The sequence below is a fragment of the Cryobacterium sp. W22_MBD10_FK3 genome, from assembly GCF_052113745.1.
GTDB lineage: Bacteria > Actinomycetota > Actinomycetes > Actinomycetales > Microbacteriaceae > Cryobacterium.
In genome coordinates, this window is the sequence record NZ_JBGQOH010000009.1 from 54,105 (window position 1) to 69,336 (window position 15,232).

The window sequence follows — 15,232 nt, forward strand, 5'->3', positions numbered from 1 at the left end:
CACTCTGCCGCGACGTGCTCACTTTACTGGGTCGGCAACCACCGCTGACCAGGGCCTCCGGGCCAGGCCCCCGAAGGGATCAGTCGATGCCGACCTCCGCGCCGAACTCGGCATCCGAGTCGGCGGCATCGGCGGCGGCACCGACCGAGGCGAATTCGCCCTCACCCGACGGATGCGCTCCCGCCGCGTCGATCAGCCAGGCGTAGTCGAACGCCCGCTCGCGCCAGCCGGCGTACCGCCCCGAAACGCCGCCGTGGCCGGCCGACATCTCGGTCTTCAGCAGCGCATCCGCCCCCACCTCGCGCAGGCGCGCCACCCACTTGGCCGGTTCCACGTAGAGCACCCGGGTGTCGTTGAGGCTGGTGACGGCCAGGATCTTCGGGTAGTGGGTCTGGTGCACGTTCTCCAGCGGCGAGTACGACTTCATGTAGTGGTACACCTCGGCGTCGTGCAGGGGGTCGCCCCACTCGTCCCACTCGATCACGGTGAGGGGCAGGCTCGGGTCGAGGATGGAGGTGAGCGGGTCGACGAACGGCACGCCGGCGAGGATGCCGGCGAACAGGGCCGGTGCCAGGTTGGCGACGGCGCCCATCAGCAGCCCGCCGGCGCTGCGGCCCTCGGCGACCAGCTTGTCTGCCGAGCTGTAGCCGCAGTCGATGAGGTGTTCGGCGCAGGCGATGAAGTCCGTGAACGAGTTGCGCTTCTGGTGGGTCTTGCCGTTCTCGTACCAGAGCCGGCCGAGCTCGCCGCCGCCGCGCACGTGGGCGACCGCGAAGACCATGCCGCGGTCGAGCAGGCTGAGCCTGGAGATGCTGAATGACGGGTCGATGCTGATCTCGTAGGAGCCGTACCCGTAGAGCAGGGTCGGCGCCGGGGTGCCCGGCGCCACCAGGTCTTTGCGGTAGACGATGGAGAGGGGCACCTTGGTGCCGTCGGCGGCAACGGCCCACTCGCGGCGCTGCTCGAACAGGGTCGGGTCGTAGTGTCCGAGCACCGGCTGCTGCTTGAGCAGGCGCAGCTCGCCGGTCGCGACCACGTAGTCGTACACCGTCGACGGGGTCACGAAGCTCGTGTAGCCCAGGCGGATGGTGGGCTGGTTCCACTCCGGGTTACCGCCGGTGCCCACCGAGTAGAGCTCCTCGTCGAAGTTGATCTCGGTGAGCCCGCCGCCGCGCTTGGTGGCGTAGGCCACCTGGGTGAGCCCGTCCTTGCGGTATTCCACCACGACGAAGTCCCTGAAGGCGTCGACGCTCTCGAGGCGGATGCGCGTGTTGTGCGCCAGTACCACCCGGCCCTCGCTCTGCGGGTCGCCGGCCGGCACGCTGACCAGTTCGAAGTTGACGGCGTTGTGGTTGTGCACGATCAGCAGGCGGTCCTCGCCGTCGATGACGGCGTGCTCCACGTCGTACTCCACGTTGTCGCGGCGCGGCCAGACCACCGTGAATTCGCCGGTGGGGTCGTTCGCGTCGAGCAAAAAGGTCTCGCTGGTGACGCTGGAGCCGGCCTCGATCATGAGGTAGCGGTTGCTGCGGGAGCGTCCGACACCCACCCAGAAGCGTTCGTCTGGCTCGGTGAACACCGAGACGTCCGACGCGGCGGGAGTGTTGACCTCGTGGCGCCAGACGGTGTCGGGACGCCAGGCGTCGTCGACAGTCGTGTAGAAGACGTAGCGGCCGCTCGGGTCGAACAGCGCGCCGGCGCTGGTGTTGGGAATCTCGTCGGCGAGGTTCTCGCCGGTGGCGATGGTGCGAATCCGCACCGTGTAGCGTTCGTCGCCCTCCACGTCGACGGCGTAGAGCAACTGGGTGCCGTCGTCGCTCACATCGAAGCTGCCCAGGGAGTAGAAGTCGTGGTCGGCGGCCTCGGCGTTGTCGTCGAGCAGCACCTGCTCGCCGGGGAGACCGGGTGCGGCGGCATCGGTGCCGGCGGTGCCGGTGCCGGTGCCGGTCGCGGGTTCGATCACCGGGGGAGTCCAGTCGTCCGGGCCCGAGATCGGGGCGCGGCAGTGGATGCCGTACTCCTGGCCCTCCACGGAACGCGTGTAGTGCCACCACTGCCCGCGGCGCACGGGCACGCTGAGGTCGGTCTCCTGGGTGCGGTCCTTGATCTCCTCGAAGATCTGCTCCTGCAGCAGCTCCAGGTGGCTGGTGCGGGCATCCGTGTAGGCGTTCTCGGCCTCGAGGTGCTTGATGACCTCCGGGGCATCCTTGTCGCGCAGCCACTCGTAGTTGTCGACGTAGACATCGTTGTGGTGGATGCGCCGCGTGGGCTTCTGGGCGGCGACGGGAGGAAGGTTCATGTCTTCAGCGTAGCCATCCGATCCGGCCGTGTCCCGTGTAACGGCCGGGCCGGCGCAGCTACCCGGTTTGGGGGTGGCCCGGGGCGGTCGCGGGCGCGCGCCGAGGCCTAGGGTGAAGCTCAGGGTGGGTGAGTCGATGAGGGGCACGAGGGGTATGCACACACGGAGTCGGATGGGGCACGGGCCACGTCGAGTGCTGGCGGTGGGAACGCTGCTCGTGCTGTTGACCGGCTGCACGGGCGGGCAGGACCTGCTGCCCACAGTGCCGACGCCGACGTCCACGGCCGCCGTCGTCGCCGAGCCCTCCGCACAGACCGTGCGGCTGGACTGTGCTGTCGTGGTGCCGGCAGCCGGTGTCGCCGGCATCCTGGGCGTGCCGGAGGGCGACCTGGTGCTGGGCGACGCCGAGCGGTCGACCGACGGGTACGCGCCGAACAGCGAGGTGGTGGCGATCGACATGACGGCTGCCGCGGTTGAGGCATCCGGGCAGCAGTCCTGCCGCTATGCGGTGCCCGCAGGCGAGGATGCCGGGCCATCCGTGCTGGTGACGGTCCTGCCCGACAGTGCGAGCTATTTCGCTCTCACCGAGCCCGATCCGAACGACGGCCATCCCATGCTGCCGGTGGATCTCGGTGACGCCGCATTCTTCGCCTGCCGCGGCGGCGAATGGGATGGCTGCCGGGCCCAGGTGCTGGTAGCGACAACATGGCTGTCGATCACCGTGGGCATGCCGGAGCCCGATGAAGCCGAGTTCCTGGCCTATGCGGGCACCCTGGTCGATGCTGTGGCCGGCGTGACGTTGCCCGTTGCGGTGGTGCCCCCGCGGGCGGACTGTGCCACTTTGCTCAGCCCGCATGACCTGACCATCGAGGGGCGGCTGGTCGGAGCGAGCGGCGGAGACATCACGCCGGTCGGCAGCGGCAACTTCAGGTTCGAGGTTCCGGCCTATCGTGCCGGTCTGGTGGATTGTTCCTGGGCGTCGGACCAGAGCGCGAGCTGGGACCGGGTGCACCTGACGGTGCTGCCGGCCGCCGGGGAGGCGTGGCAGAAGATGAAGTTCGCCGCCCTGAACTCCCCGATCGCGCTGCAGAAGGTCGATCTGTCCAGCGAGCCGGATGCCGGCTGGCCGGCAACCGGAGTCGCAGCCCTGTCGGGCTGCGCCGGAGCGGACTGCCAGGTGACCCTTCTGGCGGGTGACGTCTGGCTTACCGTCACGACCACTGGCCCCGCCGATCTCGCCGACGCCACGGCGCTCGCCGTGAGGTCCTACGCCCGCTACGCGGCCGCCACCTAGGCGCGCTGGTCAGGCTATCGAATGACCCGCCATACCGAGGAGGAAAAACTTACGAATTTACCTGTGGAAAACTTGACCTATTCTCACATATTTGTTCGATTCGTGAGAGAATGGGGGTATGGACGACGAGCTGGCTCCAGGCTCCACCGCACCGACGGGAACTCCTCCCGCCGGTCCGAATCTGCATGACTGGAACACCGGCCTCGCCGGCCCGGCACCGGAGCCTGTCGATGAGCTGACCGATCCGCTGACCGGTGCCGTGCCGGGTGGCGCGCCCGATGCCGCCAGTCTCGGCGGCACCACCGACACCGCGGGCTCGCCGCAGTCCGGCCCCGCCCTGGGTAAGCCGCGGCCGCCGTGGCGGGAGCCGTCCGAGTTGCCCGCGGTGCAGCGGGCGCATACCGGGCCGTTCGGCGAGAAGCTGAAGGTGCTCGATGACGCGGCGGCGATGGTGCAGGCGGTGATGGCGTCCATTGATGTGAATGGGCTCAGCGACGCCGAGGTGGTCGCGTTGACGCAGATGGTGGAGCGGGCGGGCCGGCCGGTGGATGCGGCCCGGGTGAGCACTGCGACGGTGGTCGGTTACCGGTCTAGGCGGATGCTGGGCCGGGAGTCGATGGCCTGGCGGATGGGCGCTCCGCACCAGAACGTGTTGCTGACCCGGCTGACGCTGGCGTCGGTGCCGGAGATGAAACGTCGGATGGCGTTGGGTGAGAAGGTGACGCCCCGGGTGCTGGGCGGTGCCGCGTTCGAGCCGGTGTTCCCGGTGGTCGCTGCGGCGTTGCGCTCCGGAGAACTGGGCATCGACGCGGCGGAGACCATTGTGGCCGGCCTGACCGACTACACGGCAACCGGCCGCCTCGACGCCGACCCCGCCCACGTTCAGAAAGCCGAACGCGACCTCGTGGAACAGGCCACGGGGTCCGTCTACGGCCACACACCCGGCCCCGGCGAGACTGGCACCGGGTCGGACGACGACGGCGACGCCGACACTGCCGGCGATCGCGACGGCGACACCGACGGCGACACCGGCACTGACGCCGACGCCGACGCTGACGCCGATGGTGATCGCGGGCCGGCCGGCGGGTTCACCGGGCCGATCGGTCGCCTGGGCGAGTCGGACGGGTTCACCTATCCGGCCGATGAGATCCGCAAACTGGCGGTGCGCTGGCAAGCCGTGCTCAACCCGGACGGACTCGCCCCGAACGCACCCACCGTCGAAGCGAAATCCACCTTCTCGTTCGGCCCCTGCAAAGACGGCCTGCACCCCCTGCGCGGCGGGGTGACGCCGGAGCTGAAAGGGGTGATGCAGAACCTGTTCAACACGTTCCAGTCCGCCCGGTCCGCGCCCTCGTTCCCGTCCGTGGACGAGCAGCAGCGCATCGAGGCCGGCGAGCTGGTGCCCGGCGAGTTGATCGACGAGCGCACCGGCGGCGAGAAGCGCGCCGACATTCTCCGCGGCATCCTGGTGCAGGTGGCCCAGGACCCCCGCACCCCGACGATGGGCGGCATGCCACCCACGGTGATGGTGCACGTGAACGCCACCGACCTGCTCAACCAGGCCGGGGTGGGCTGGATCGACGGGGTCGACGAACCGATCTCGATGACCACGATCACCCAGCTGATCGACAACGGCGGCATGCAGCCGCTGTTCTTCGGCACCAACGGTGCCGTCCTCGGCCTCGGCTCGAAGGAGCGCTGCTTCACCCCCAAACAACGCAAGGCGATCACAGCAAGGGACGGCGGTTGCATCATCCCGGGCTGTGACTGCCCACCGCAATGGACCGAAGTGCACCACGTCACACCCTGGCAGTCAGGCGGCGACACCCATGTCAGCAACGGGGTGCTGCTGTGTTGGTATCACCACCACACGATCACCAGTGGGGGCGGGTGGAAGATCCGCATGGTCGCCGGCATGCCGCAGGTCAAAGCACCGCGCTGGATCGACCCGACCGGCGCTTGGCGGCCACCGAACCAACACCGGGCCCACGACCCCCGCACCCGAAGACCTCCCCGAACAGAGTGACCGTCCCGTGACCACACCCTGGCCCGCGCATTGGCGCCACAGTGACAGAACAGGGACCACATTCTGGCCGCCGTGCGACTACGCCCTGACCCACACTGCGGCGACACCCCGGCCGCTCAGCTACCACGCGCAGGGCGATTACCGGCTCGCATGGGGCTTCGTTAGGGTCGAAGAAGGAGCATCAGAGCGTCCACCTCCACCACGGTGCTTCGGATAGGAACCACCATGACGACGTCCGACAACACCGCCTCAGGCACGACCTCAGGCATGACCTCAGGAACCTCAGACGACACAGCCGGCACGATCGCCGACAGGCTTGTCGGCGCCGACATCGAGGCCGATCTGCAGAGCATTCTGCAGGCGGTTCCCGAGCCGGTTGCTGAGAACGAAGCGCACGCCGTGGTCGGCCGGGTCTTCCAGGGGGTGCTCTTCGACATGGACGGCACCCTGGTGGATTCCACCAAGGCCGTGAACCGGTCTTGGCAGCAGTGGGCAGACGAAATGGGCTTCGGCGCCCTGTTCACCGGCGTGCCACACGGTCGCCCGGCCCGCGCCTCGGTGGCCGAGCTCGTGTCTGCTGACAAGGTCGAATCCTCTGTCGCCCGAGTCAGCGAACTCGAACTGGCCGACACCGACGACATCACCATCCTCCCCGGTGCCGCCGAACTGATGGCGAGCCTGCCCGAGGAACGACGAGCGATCGTCACCTCGTGCAGCCACGACCTCTGCTACACCCGCATGGCCGCGGCCGGCTTCACAGCTCCCGCCACCGTGGTCACCATCGAAGACACCGTCAAGGGAAAGCCCGCCCCCGACCCGTTCCTCGAGGCCGCGGACCGCCTGGGCCTGGATGCCCGACAGTGCGTCGTGATCGAAGACGCCCCCGCCGGCCTGGCGGCGGGACGAGCCGCCGGGTGCGCGACCATCGGAGTCGTCGGCACCCACTCCGCCGACGAGCTGGATGCCGACCTGGTCGTGTCCAGCCTCGACCGCCTGCGCATCGAACTACACGATCACGGCGTGGTCTTCTCGCTCACCCCCGAGTCATAAGGTCCAAAACCGACGTCAGCGTCGAAGCCATCACGCTGAAAGACACAATGAACCCCAGTACGGTGATGCCCACCCAGATCCAGATGGGCGTGAGACCGCGTCCGATGCGGCGCTGCACGATGATCGACCGTCCGATCACGTAGACCCCGGTCGAGAGGAACGCCCACGCCCAGTGGAACGGTCGCACATAGCCGGCGCCGAGCAGAGTGCGGCGATCGGCGTAGGCCAGCGCAACCGTCGTGCCGTAGATGAAGAGGCTCAGCAGGTTGCGCAGCATCGTCGACGGGTCGAAGGACTGCAGCTGCCCGGCGGACTGCGGGTCAAAAGCCGCCGAGAGCGAAGCGGTGGGGATCAGCACAACGCCGAGCGTCGACAGCAGCGGCAGCAACACGATGATCCAGAGCGGCACCGTATAAACGACGGTTTCGGGTGCCAACGGCTGCTGAACGGGAGGCCCCAGCTCGGCCGGGCCCATCACGGCTGACGTCCACTGGGTTCCGTCCCACCAGCGAAGGCCCTGCCCTCCAGCCGGGTCGGCGTACCAACGCGGTTCCCCGAACTCAGGCGTTGTGGCTGTCATGATGTCCCCCTTCAACAGGTCTATTTCTCTTGCTGCAACCAACGTAGTAGACAGGACACATGACAGGGCGAGAGCAGACCGAGATCGAGCGCAAGTACGACATCGAGGGGCTCACGCCAGTGCCGTCGCTTCTGGGGGTCGACGGCGTCACCGCCGAAACCGCAGCTGAACCCGACATCCTCACGGCCGTCTACTACGACACCGACGACCACGCGCTCGCCCGCCGGCGGATCGTTCTGCGTCGTCGCGAGGGTGGCGGCGACGCCGGCTGGCACATCAAGATGCCGGCCGCCGAAGGCCGCACCGAGGTGCACTGGCCACTCGAGACCGGTGACGACGACGGCTCGGAACGAATCCCCGCAGAGGTGCTCGAACCCGTTCGCGCCATCGTGCGCGACCGCCCCCTCACCCCGCTGGCGCGGATCAGCACGGTGCGCACCACGGTGCGACTCGACGACGCCGATGGCCGCCCCCTCGCCGAGATCGCCGACGACCACGTCTCGGCCTCCGACGCACGCGGTGGCGCGTACCGCAAATGGCGCGAGTGGGAGGCCGAACTGCTGGACGGCGCCCCCGACACCCGCAAGAAGCGCACCAGACTGCTCGACTCCATCGAACAGGCCCTACTCGCCGCCGGTGCGACGCCATCCACCAGCGTGGCAAAGATCGCCCGTGCCGTGGGCGTGGACTCGCTGACCGACCTCGACGGCACGCGGGTCCTGTCCGGCCTGCTCCCTGCCCTGGCGCTGCAGAACCCGGGCTCCGTCGGCGCCGTCGTCGTGGGAGCGCTGCGTGGCCTGACCGAGACCCTGGTGACCAAGGACCCCCTGGCGCGCGCGGATGCACCGGACGCGATCCACCAGATGCGCACGACGGTGCGCCGCCTGCGCAGCGTCCTCGCGATCTACTCCCGAGTGTTCGAGAAAACGGCGTTGAACGAGCTGCGGTTCGAGCTCAAGCACCTCGGAATCGTGCTGGGCCGGGCCCGCGACGCCGAGGTGCGGGGCGGGCGGTTGGCCGACGAACTCGCCGCCGCCGCCGAGTACCCCACCGAGGATGCCGAGATCCGGCTGGTCGGCGGCGCGCGCCGGGATTACGCCGACGGCTTCGCGGCCGCGCGCGACTACCTGCTGAGCACCCGCTACTACCGACTCCTCGACTCTCTCGACAGCTTCGTGGCGTGGCCGCCACTCACCCCCAAGGCCGAGAATCCCGCGGCTGCGGCCATCAAGCACGACCTCGGCCGGGCCGTTGCCGCGCTCGCGAAGAGCACCACCAAGGTCGCCGACGCGGATGCCCCCGAGCAGGCTCTGCACGAGGTGCGCAAGGCCGCCAGGCGGTTGCGCTACGCGGCCGCCGCGGTCGCATCGGCCCAGCCCGTGACGCCGGCGGAGCCGGGCACGAAGGGCAGCAAGAAGTCCGCCAAGAAGGCCGCCAAGAAAGCGGCGAGGAAAGCCGCCTCGGCCGCCGCCCGGTTCGCCAAGCACCGTCGTCGGTACACCCACATCGCCCGAGTGGCCAAGCCGGTCGTGAAGCGACTCGGCGACCGGCACGACAGGCTGCTCTACATCGACGACATCAACCAGGCCGCGCAGGCCGCGCACGAGAGCGGCGAGAACACACTGGTCTACGGCCTGCTCGTGGCTCGGGCCGAGCGACTCGACGACACCGTGCCGGTCGTCCTGGACGAGACGGATCGAGCCGTGCGGCAGCTCGAGCGGCTCGTCCGCGACCTCTGAGGCACGACGGCCGCGGGGAAGCGCCCTACCAGCGTTCGGCCGATGACGCCGAGATGATCTGCAGCAGGGCGGCGCGCAGCTCGTCGGCGTTGTCGAGCGGCGGAAAGACGTCGGCCTCGAGGGTGCGAGCCTTCCGCCAGGCCGCGGTGCCGGCATCCGTGCGGGTCACCACGTGGCGTCTGGCATCCCGTTCGTCACGGATCCGGGCGACCAGGCCCTCGCGCTCGAGCCGGTCCAGGGTGCGCGACATGGTCTGCGTCTGTACCCGCGCCTGCCGGGCCAGCTCGGTCTGACTCTGCGCGCCGGTGCCGAGCAGGTGCAGCACGATCAGGCCGGCGTGGGTGAGACCGAGGGTGTCGAGGGCCTCGACCCAGGCATGCTCCACCAGCCGCGCGGCCGTAGACAGCAGCCGACCGTTCGGCCACTGCGCCATGCCGCTCTCAGGTGCGGAATCGGGAGTGGTCACCCCCTCAATGTACTGCTAGCGTGGTTTAGTCAGCTAGCTGATGAATAATTCTACGACGGAGGAGAACCTCATGACCACGTCCCGCGACCTGCTCCGCCAGAGCGCCGTGCTGATCAGTGCCATCCTCGCCCTCGTCGGGTCGTTCATCGGCTCCGGCGCCGCCGGCGGCACTCCCATCCAGAACGCCTCCGGGGGAGCGCTGGCCGCCGACGCCACCCCGATCGCGCCCGGCGGGCCGGCCTTCGCCATCTGGACGCCGATATATGCGGGACTCGTGCTCTACGCCATCTGGCAGTTCCTGCCGAAGCAGAAGGCCGACGCCAGGCAACGCCGGCTCGGCTACCCGATCGCGGCCTCGCTGCTCCTGAACGCCGCCTGGATCCTCAGCGTGCAATTCGACCTGCTCTGGCTGAGCGTGCCTGTCATCGTGCTGCTCCTGGCCGTGTTGGTCTGGGCCTTCCTGATCATCCTGCGCACCCGCCCGCGCACCCTCGTGGAGACGGTCCTCGTGGACGGCACCATGGGCCTCTACCTCGGCTGGGTCTGCGTGGCCACCGCCGCCAACATCACCGCCGTGCTCGTCGCCGCGGGCTTCGACGGCTTCGGCCTGGCCGCGGATGCCTGGGGCGTTGTGGTCATCGCGGTGGCCGGAATCGTCGGCGTGCTCCTGGCCGTGGCCGGACACGGCCGGCTCACCCCCACCCTCGCGCTCTGCTGGGGCCTGGCCTGGGTGGCCTTCGCCCGCCTCACCGGCGACCCGCTCTCCACCCCCACCGCGATCACCGCGATCGTGGCCGTCGTCGTGGTCGTCGCGGTCACCGTGGTCCTCCGCATCCGGGCGCCGCGCCGATGACCGGGGCCCGCCGCCGCTGGTTCGGCCTGGTCTTCATCAGCATCGCCGTCGCCCTGATCATCGTCGACTCCACCATCGTCAACGTCGCGATCCCCTCGATCATCGACGACCTCGACATCACGTCCACCCAGGTGCAGTGGGTGCAGGAGAGCTACACCCTGGTCTTCGCCGCGCTGCTGCTGGTCTTCGGCACCCTCGCCGACCGGTACGGCCGCCGGCGCATCCTGCTCACCGGTGTGGTGATCTTCGCCGTGGCGTCGGTGCTCGCCGCGTTCGCGCAGACCGGCGACCTGCTCATCGCCGCCAGGCTCGTGCAGGGCATCGGCGGGGCTATGGTGCTGCCCACCACCCTGTCGCTGATCAACGCCACCTTCCGGGGCCGGGACCGCGGCATCGCGTTCGCCATCTGGGGCTCCACCATCGGCGGCATGGTCGCCGTGGGTCCGCTGCTGGGCGGCTGGCTCACCACCTACTTCTCCTGGCGCTGGGCGTTCGGCATCAACGTGCCGCTGGGCCTGGTCATCGTGGCCGGGGTGCTCGTCTTCGTCTCCGAATCGCGTGACGCCGGCGAGCCGCGCCGCATCGACGTGGTCGGCGCCGTGCTGTCGGTGCTCACCTCCGCCACCCTCGTGTTCGGCCTCATCGAGGGCCGCACCTACGGCTGGTGGCTCACCGAGACGGCGCCCACCCTCGGCGACTGGACCTGGCCGTTCGACCTGTCGATCATCCCGGTCGCCTTCGTGATCACCCTGGTCTCAGGCACCGCATTCATCTGGTGGGGCCTGCACCGGCAGCGCCAGGGCAAGTCCACCCTGCTCGCCTTCTCGCTCTTTCGCATCCCGTCGTTCCGCAACGGCAACATCGCCGCCCTGATCGTGTCGCTCGGCGAGTTCGGCATCATCCTCTCGCTGCCGCTCTGGTTGCAGAACGTGCTCGGCTACGACGCCCTGCAGACCGGATTCGTGCTGCTGGCCCTGGCCATCGGGTCGTTCGTGGCCAGCGGCATCGCCGGGGCCTTCGGCAACCGGGTGTCACCGCTCACCATCGTGCGGATCGGCCTCGTCGCCGAAATCCTCGGTGTGGCGGGCCTCGGCACCGTCATCTCGGTGGATGCGACGTGGCTGTCGATAGTGCCGTTCCTGTTCGTCTACGGCCTGGGCGTTGGCCTGGCCACGGCTCAGCTCACCGGCGTCGTGCTCGGCGACGTGCCGGTGGACCAGTCCGGCCAGGGCTCCGGCACCTCCAGCACGGCCAGGCAGATCGGCTCCGCGCTCGGCATCGCCGTGCTCGGCACCGTGCTGTTCACCTCGGTGGGGCTCTCGCTGGATGCCAAGCTCGCCGAGCAGGACATCCCGGCGGCGACCAGCAGCCAGATCGTCGATGCGGTCGTCGACAGCGCGGGAGCGGCCATCCCGTCGCTCGACGCCGAGAGCCCGGCGGTGGCGGATGCGGCCCGTGAGGCCTTCAGCGAGGGCACCCGGTACTCGGCCTACGCGGCCGCCGGGTTCCTCGTGATCGGGCTGCTCGCCAGCCTGAGGCTGACCGGCCGCCCCGTGGAGCACGAGGAGGAACCGGTCACGACGACGGTAGCCGCGTAGCGCCGGGTCGGCTCGGCTGCGGCTTCTGCACCGACAACTCACCGCCGAGGCGGCCGCCGAACGGGCGACCGTGGTCGGCGTACTCCTCCCGGAAGAAGCCCATCCGCCACGGCCCCATCTCCAGGCGTGCGCCGGTGCGCAGGATCAGACCCGGCGACGGATCCTCGGAGCGGGCGCCGCCGCCCACTACCCCGTGCGACACCAGAACGTACTCGTCGTTCTCGTCGTGCCGGATCTCGGCATGCAGCCCGTCCAGCCCCGCCAGTCGGAGGTCGGCGTCGTCCGCGCTGCCGATCCGGGTGACGCCGGGCAGCAGGTCGAATTCCCGCGGTGGCCGGCCGTCCCAGTTCTCCGAGCCCACCACGAAGATCAGGCGGGGCCGACCGGCTCCGGGGGAGTAGTGCGTGGTCGTCACCTGCCGCCGGATGCGCCGGGCGAGCGTGGGGACCAGCGGGAACGGTGTGGGCGGCGGTGCCGGCACCGCCCGCTCGGCGGCCGCCGGCTGGCGCCAGCGCCGTAGCAGCTGGGTCACCGCGGCGGCGCTGCCCAGCATGAGGTGCGGCGACTTCGTCACCAGGCGCTGGGCGAGGGGAGCCTGCACGGCCCCGATCCGGGCGATCACGCCGTCCGGCCCGCTCACCGACACCACGAGGCCGCGTTCGGCCAGATCCGCCGCCACCGTGCGCAGGGCCGGAAGTGACGACATCCGGGCGCGCACAAAGCGGTCCGGATCGCTGAGGAATACGTCGATGTCCAGGCCGTTCGCGCGGATGGTGCCGTTGAGGCCGGGCGGCTCCTCGTCGGCCGGTTCGATCGTGAAGGTCAGATCGATGTCGAGGTGCGTGCCCATGGCCTTAGTCGGCCGGCTTCTCGCTGGTGGTCACCCGCACCGTGCCGTTGAGCTTCCAGGTCGCACGGGGCGCATCCGGACCGATGTCGCGGGGCACCTCGACCGTCATGTCGATGAAGCTGTAGTCGATCACGGCGCTCTTGCCGGTCAGGTACGACCACATCTCCTTGCCCAGGTCGGTCCAGTCCTGGATGCTGTGCGTGTCGGGTGCGGCTGCGGGCTCGACGGAGTCATTCTGCAGATCGGTCATCAGAGGGTCCTATTCGCTCGTCGTTGAGGATAGGGCCACGATAGCCGGGCGGGGCGGGGCGGAACTGGGGATCTGCCCAAGACCGGCAGAGACACAAACAGCCCGCCCGCCAGAGGCGAGCGAGCTGAAGTGTGTGAAGCCGGATCTACTCGGCGTCGAGGTCGGTCTCGAGGATCTTGACGAGGCCGGCGAGGGCGTCATCCGCTCCGTCACCCTCGGCGCGCAGCACGACGACCTGGCCGTTTGCGGCACCCAGGCTCATGAGCGACAGGATGCTCGACGCGTCCATGGCGTCGTCGGCCGGGTCGCCCTCGAGGGCGATGGTGACCTCGAGGTCGAGGGCGCCGACGGCCTCAGCGAAGATCGCTGCGGGACGAGCGTGCAGGCCGACGCGGCTGGCGATGGTGGCGGTACGTTCTGACATGGTTCCTCCTGAAGACTTGCGGGTTTCTACTGTATTGCCCGCACGATGTGCGCACGCCATGAGGCGGCGCACATCGTGCGGTTGACGGCTGGGTTGCGGCTTGGCGCTACAGTCCCAGTTCGTCGAGAACGGGCAGCTCGGCGCGCACCCTGGCGCGTGCCTCGAGCGCACTCGGTGCGGCCAGGGCGATGCCGGCGAGGCGCTGGGCCTCGGCGACGGTGACCTTCGCGAGCACCGCGGCCACGGCGGCCAGGGCACGGGCAGTCATCGACAGGGTGTTGACACCCAGGCCAACGAGCACCACGGCCAGAGCCGGGTCGGCCGCGGCTTCGCCGCAGACGCCGACGGGCTTGTTGTTGCCCTCGGCGACGGAACCGGCCACGGTGAGCTGGATCAGCTTGAGCACGGCGGGCTGCCACGGAGTGTTCAGCGCCGCGAGCGGGCCCAGCTGGCGGTCGGCCGCCATGGCGTACTGGGTGAGGTCGTTGGTGCCGAGGCTGGCGAAGTCGACCAGGCCGAGAATCGTCTCGGAGGTCAGCGCGGCGGAGGGGACCTCCACCATGACGCCGGGGGTCTTCAGTCCGGCTTCGCGGCACATGGCAGCGAAGTCCGCGGCCTCGTCGGCGGTGGAGATCATCGGGGCCATGACCCAGACATCCGCTTCGGTGCCCTCGGCTGCGGTCGCGATGGCGGCCAGCTGGCGCTTGAGCACGCCGGGCGAGGTGAAGTCGGTGCGGTAACCGCGCACGCCCAGGGCCGGGTTGGGCTCGGACGCGTCGGTGAGGAACGGGAGCGGCTTGTCGGCGCCGGCGTCGAGCGTGCGCACGACGACCTTCTTGCCGGGGAACGCGTCGAAGACGCCGCGGTACGCGGTGACCTGCTCGTCGAGGGTGGGTTCTTCTTCCCGGTCGAGGAAGCAGAACTCGGTGCGCAGCAGGCCCACGCCCTGGGCGCCGGCTGCGGCGGCCTTGACGGCATCCGCTGCGCCGCCCACGTTGGCCAGCAACGGCACGAGGTGGCCGTCTGCGGTGACGCCTTCGCCGGAGAACACCGCGAGGGTGGCGGCGTTGGCGGCCCAGGCCTCGGCGGCCGCGAGCTGTTCGGCATCCGGGTCGATGGTGATGCTGCCGGCCGCGCCGTCGACATAGACGGTGGAACCGTCTGCGACGGACTCGACACCGACAGCGGCCACGACGGCCGGGAGGCCCAGTGCACGGGCGATGATCGCCGTGTGCGACTGCGGTCCGCCACCTGAGGTGACCAGGGCCAGCACGACGGCCGGGTTCAGCGTGGCCGTGTCGGCCGGCGCCAGGTCGTCGGCGACGAGGATGAACGGCTCGTCGGAGGCGGGGATGCCCGGGGCGGGCACCCCGCGCAGCTCGGCGACGATGCGCGAACGAACGTCGAGAACGTCGGTGGCCCGCTCGGCCATGTAGCCGCCCAGGTTGTGCAGCATCTCGCCCACGGATGCCGCGGACTCCCAGATTGCCCGCTCAGCGGAGGTGCCGTTGTTGGTGATCAACTTCACGGCGCCCTTGATGAGCATGGGGTCCGCGGCCATCAGTGCCGTGGCTTCGAGAACCGACTTGCCCGCGCCGGTGGCGCTGACCGAACGCTGCTTGAGTTCGGCCTGCACCGCCTTTGCGGCTGCGCGCAGGGTGACGGCGGCTTCCTCTGCCGTCGTCGACGAGGCCAGCTTTTCTCCAGCTGGCGGCTCGCTCACGGCTTTGGGCATCTGCCGAACGGATCCGACGATCCGACCGGGGCTGACCCCTACTCCTGTGAAACTCTGCACGGAACTTC

General features: G+C 69.6%; 13 protein-coding genes. 6 read left to right on the forward strand and 7 right to left on the reverse strand.

Features of this window, described 5'->3' with window-relative positions; genetic code table 11:
* Positions 1 to 79: 79 nt before the first annotated feature.
* On the reverse strand, positions 80 to 2,299 hold the full coding sequence (locus tag ACEN2M_RS10870; RefSeq protein ID WP_441648139.1) for a S9 family peptidase: 2,220 nt from the start codon (positions 2,297 to 2,299) through the stop codon (positions 80 to 82).
* Between the two features lie 202 nt (positions 2,300 to 2,501).
* On the opposite strand from ACEN2M_RS10870, the gene ACEN2M_RS10875 reads away from it, so the two are divergent.
* The 3 genes from ACEN2M_RS10875 to ACEN2M_RS10885 all read left to right on the forward strand — a co-directional run bounded on the left by ACEN2M_RS10875 (position 2,502) and on the right by ACEN2M_RS10885 (position 6,669).
* The gene (locus tag ACEN2M_RS10875; RefSeq protein WP_441648140.1) at positions 2,502 to 3,593 is read left to right on the forward strand and encodes a hypothetical protein; all 1,092 of its coding nucleotides are present in this window, start codon (positions 2,502 to 2,504) and stop codon (positions 3,591 to 3,593) included.
* Positions 3,594 to 3,711: 118 nt separating this feature from the next.
* Positions 3,712 to 5,619, forward strand: a complete 1,908-nt coding sequence (locus tag ACEN2M_RS10880) for a DUF222 domain-containing protein (protein ID WP_441648141.1) — start codon at positions 3,712 to 3,714, stop codon at positions 5,617 to 5,619.
* A 225-nt stretch (positions 5,620 to 5,844) separates the two neighbouring features.
* Positions 5,845 to 6,669 carry an HAD-IA family hydrolase gene (locus ACEN2M_RS10885; RefSeq protein WP_441648142.1) on the forward strand — a complete coding sequence of 275 codons (825 nt, stop codon included), beginning with the start codon at positions 5,845 to 5,847 and terminating at the stop codon, positions 6,667 to 6,669.
* On the opposite strand, the gene ACEN2M_RS10890 is transcribed toward ACEN2M_RS10885, so the two are convergent.
* A complete protein-coding gene (locus ACEN2M_RS10890) occupies positions 6,653 to 7,249 on the reverse strand; it encodes a DUF2510 domain-containing protein (protein WP_441648143.1) in 597 nt (198 codons plus the stop codon). The two genes, ACEN2M_RS10885 and ACEN2M_RS10890, sit on opposite strands and share 17 nt — an antisense overlap.
* Before the next feature lie 59 nt (positions 7,250 to 7,308).
* Here ACEN2M_RS10890 and ACEN2M_RS10895 point away from each other — a divergent pair, with 59 nt between their 5' ends.
* Positions 7,309 to 8,988 carry a CYTH and CHAD domain-containing protein gene (locus ACEN2M_RS10895; protein ID WP_441648144.1) on the forward strand — a complete coding sequence of 560 codons (1,680 nt, stop codon included), beginning with the start codon at positions 7,309 to 7,311 and terminating at the stop codon, positions 8,986 to 8,988.
* Between the two features lie 25 nt (positions 8,989 to 9,013).
* Here the strand turns inward: ACEN2M_RS10895 and ACEN2M_RS10900 are convergent, their stop codons facing one another.
* On the reverse strand, positions 9,014 to 9,454 hold the full coding sequence (locus tag ACEN2M_RS10900) for a MarR family winged helix-turn-helix transcriptional regulator (protein ID WP_441648145.1): 441 nt from the start codon (positions 9,452 to 9,454) through the stop codon (positions 9,014 to 9,016).
* Between the two features lie 70 nt (positions 9,455 to 9,524).
* Here ACEN2M_RS10900 and ACEN2M_RS10905 point away from each other — a divergent pair, with 70 nt between their 5' ends.
* Both ACEN2M_RS10905 and ACEN2M_RS10910 read left to right on the forward strand, forming a co-directional pair.
* Positions 9,525 to 10,307 carry a tryptophan-rich sensory protein gene (locus ACEN2M_RS10905; RefSeq protein ID WP_441648146.1) on the forward strand — a complete coding sequence of 261 codons (783 nt, stop codon included), beginning with the start codon at positions 9,525 to 9,527 and terminating at the stop codon, positions 10,305 to 10,307.
* Complete coding sequence (locus tag ACEN2M_RS10910; protein ID WP_441648147.1) at positions 10,304 to 11,905, forward strand: MFS transporter; 1,602 nt, start codon at positions 10,304 to 10,306, stop codon at positions 11,903 to 11,905. Before ACEN2M_RS10905 ends, ACEN2M_RS10910 begins: the two co-directional genes overlap by 4 nt.
* Here ACEN2M_RS10910 and ACEN2M_RS10915 read toward each other — a convergent pair.
* The 4 genes from ACEN2M_RS10915 to ptsP form a co-directional block, all read right to left on the reverse strand.
* Positions 11,883 to 12,755 carry an FHA domain-containing protein gene (locus tag ACEN2M_RS10915; RefSeq protein WP_441648148.1) on the reverse strand — a complete coding sequence of 291 codons (873 nt, stop codon included), beginning with the start codon at positions 12,753 to 12,755 and terminating at the stop codon, positions 11,883 to 11,885. The genes ACEN2M_RS10910 and ACEN2M_RS10915 overlap by 23 nt on opposite strands.
* 4 nt (positions 12,756 to 12,759) lie before the next feature.
* Positions 12,760 to 13,005, reverse strand: a complete 246-nt coding sequence (locus tag ACEN2M_RS10920; RefSeq protein WP_441648149.1) for a hypothetical protein — start codon at positions 13,003 to 13,005, stop codon at positions 12,760 to 12,762.
* 145 nt (positions 13,006 to 13,150) lie between these two features.
* Positions 13,151 to 13,429: an HPr family phosphocarrier protein gene (locus ACEN2M_RS10925; RefSeq protein WP_441648150.1), complete on the reverse strand. Its 279-nt coding sequence runs from the start codon at positions 13,427 to 13,429 to the stop codon at positions 13,151 to 13,153.
* 106 nt (positions 13,430 to 13,535) lie between these two features.
* Positions 13,536 to 15,224 carry a phosphoenolpyruvate--protein phosphotransferase gene (ptsP, locus tag ACEN2M_RS10930; RefSeq protein ID WP_441648151.1) on the reverse strand — a complete coding sequence of 563 codons (1,689 nt, stop codon included), beginning with the start codon at positions 15,222 to 15,224 and terminating at the stop codon, positions 13,536 to 13,538.
* Between the last annotated feature and the right edge of the window lie 8 nt (positions 15,225 to 15,232).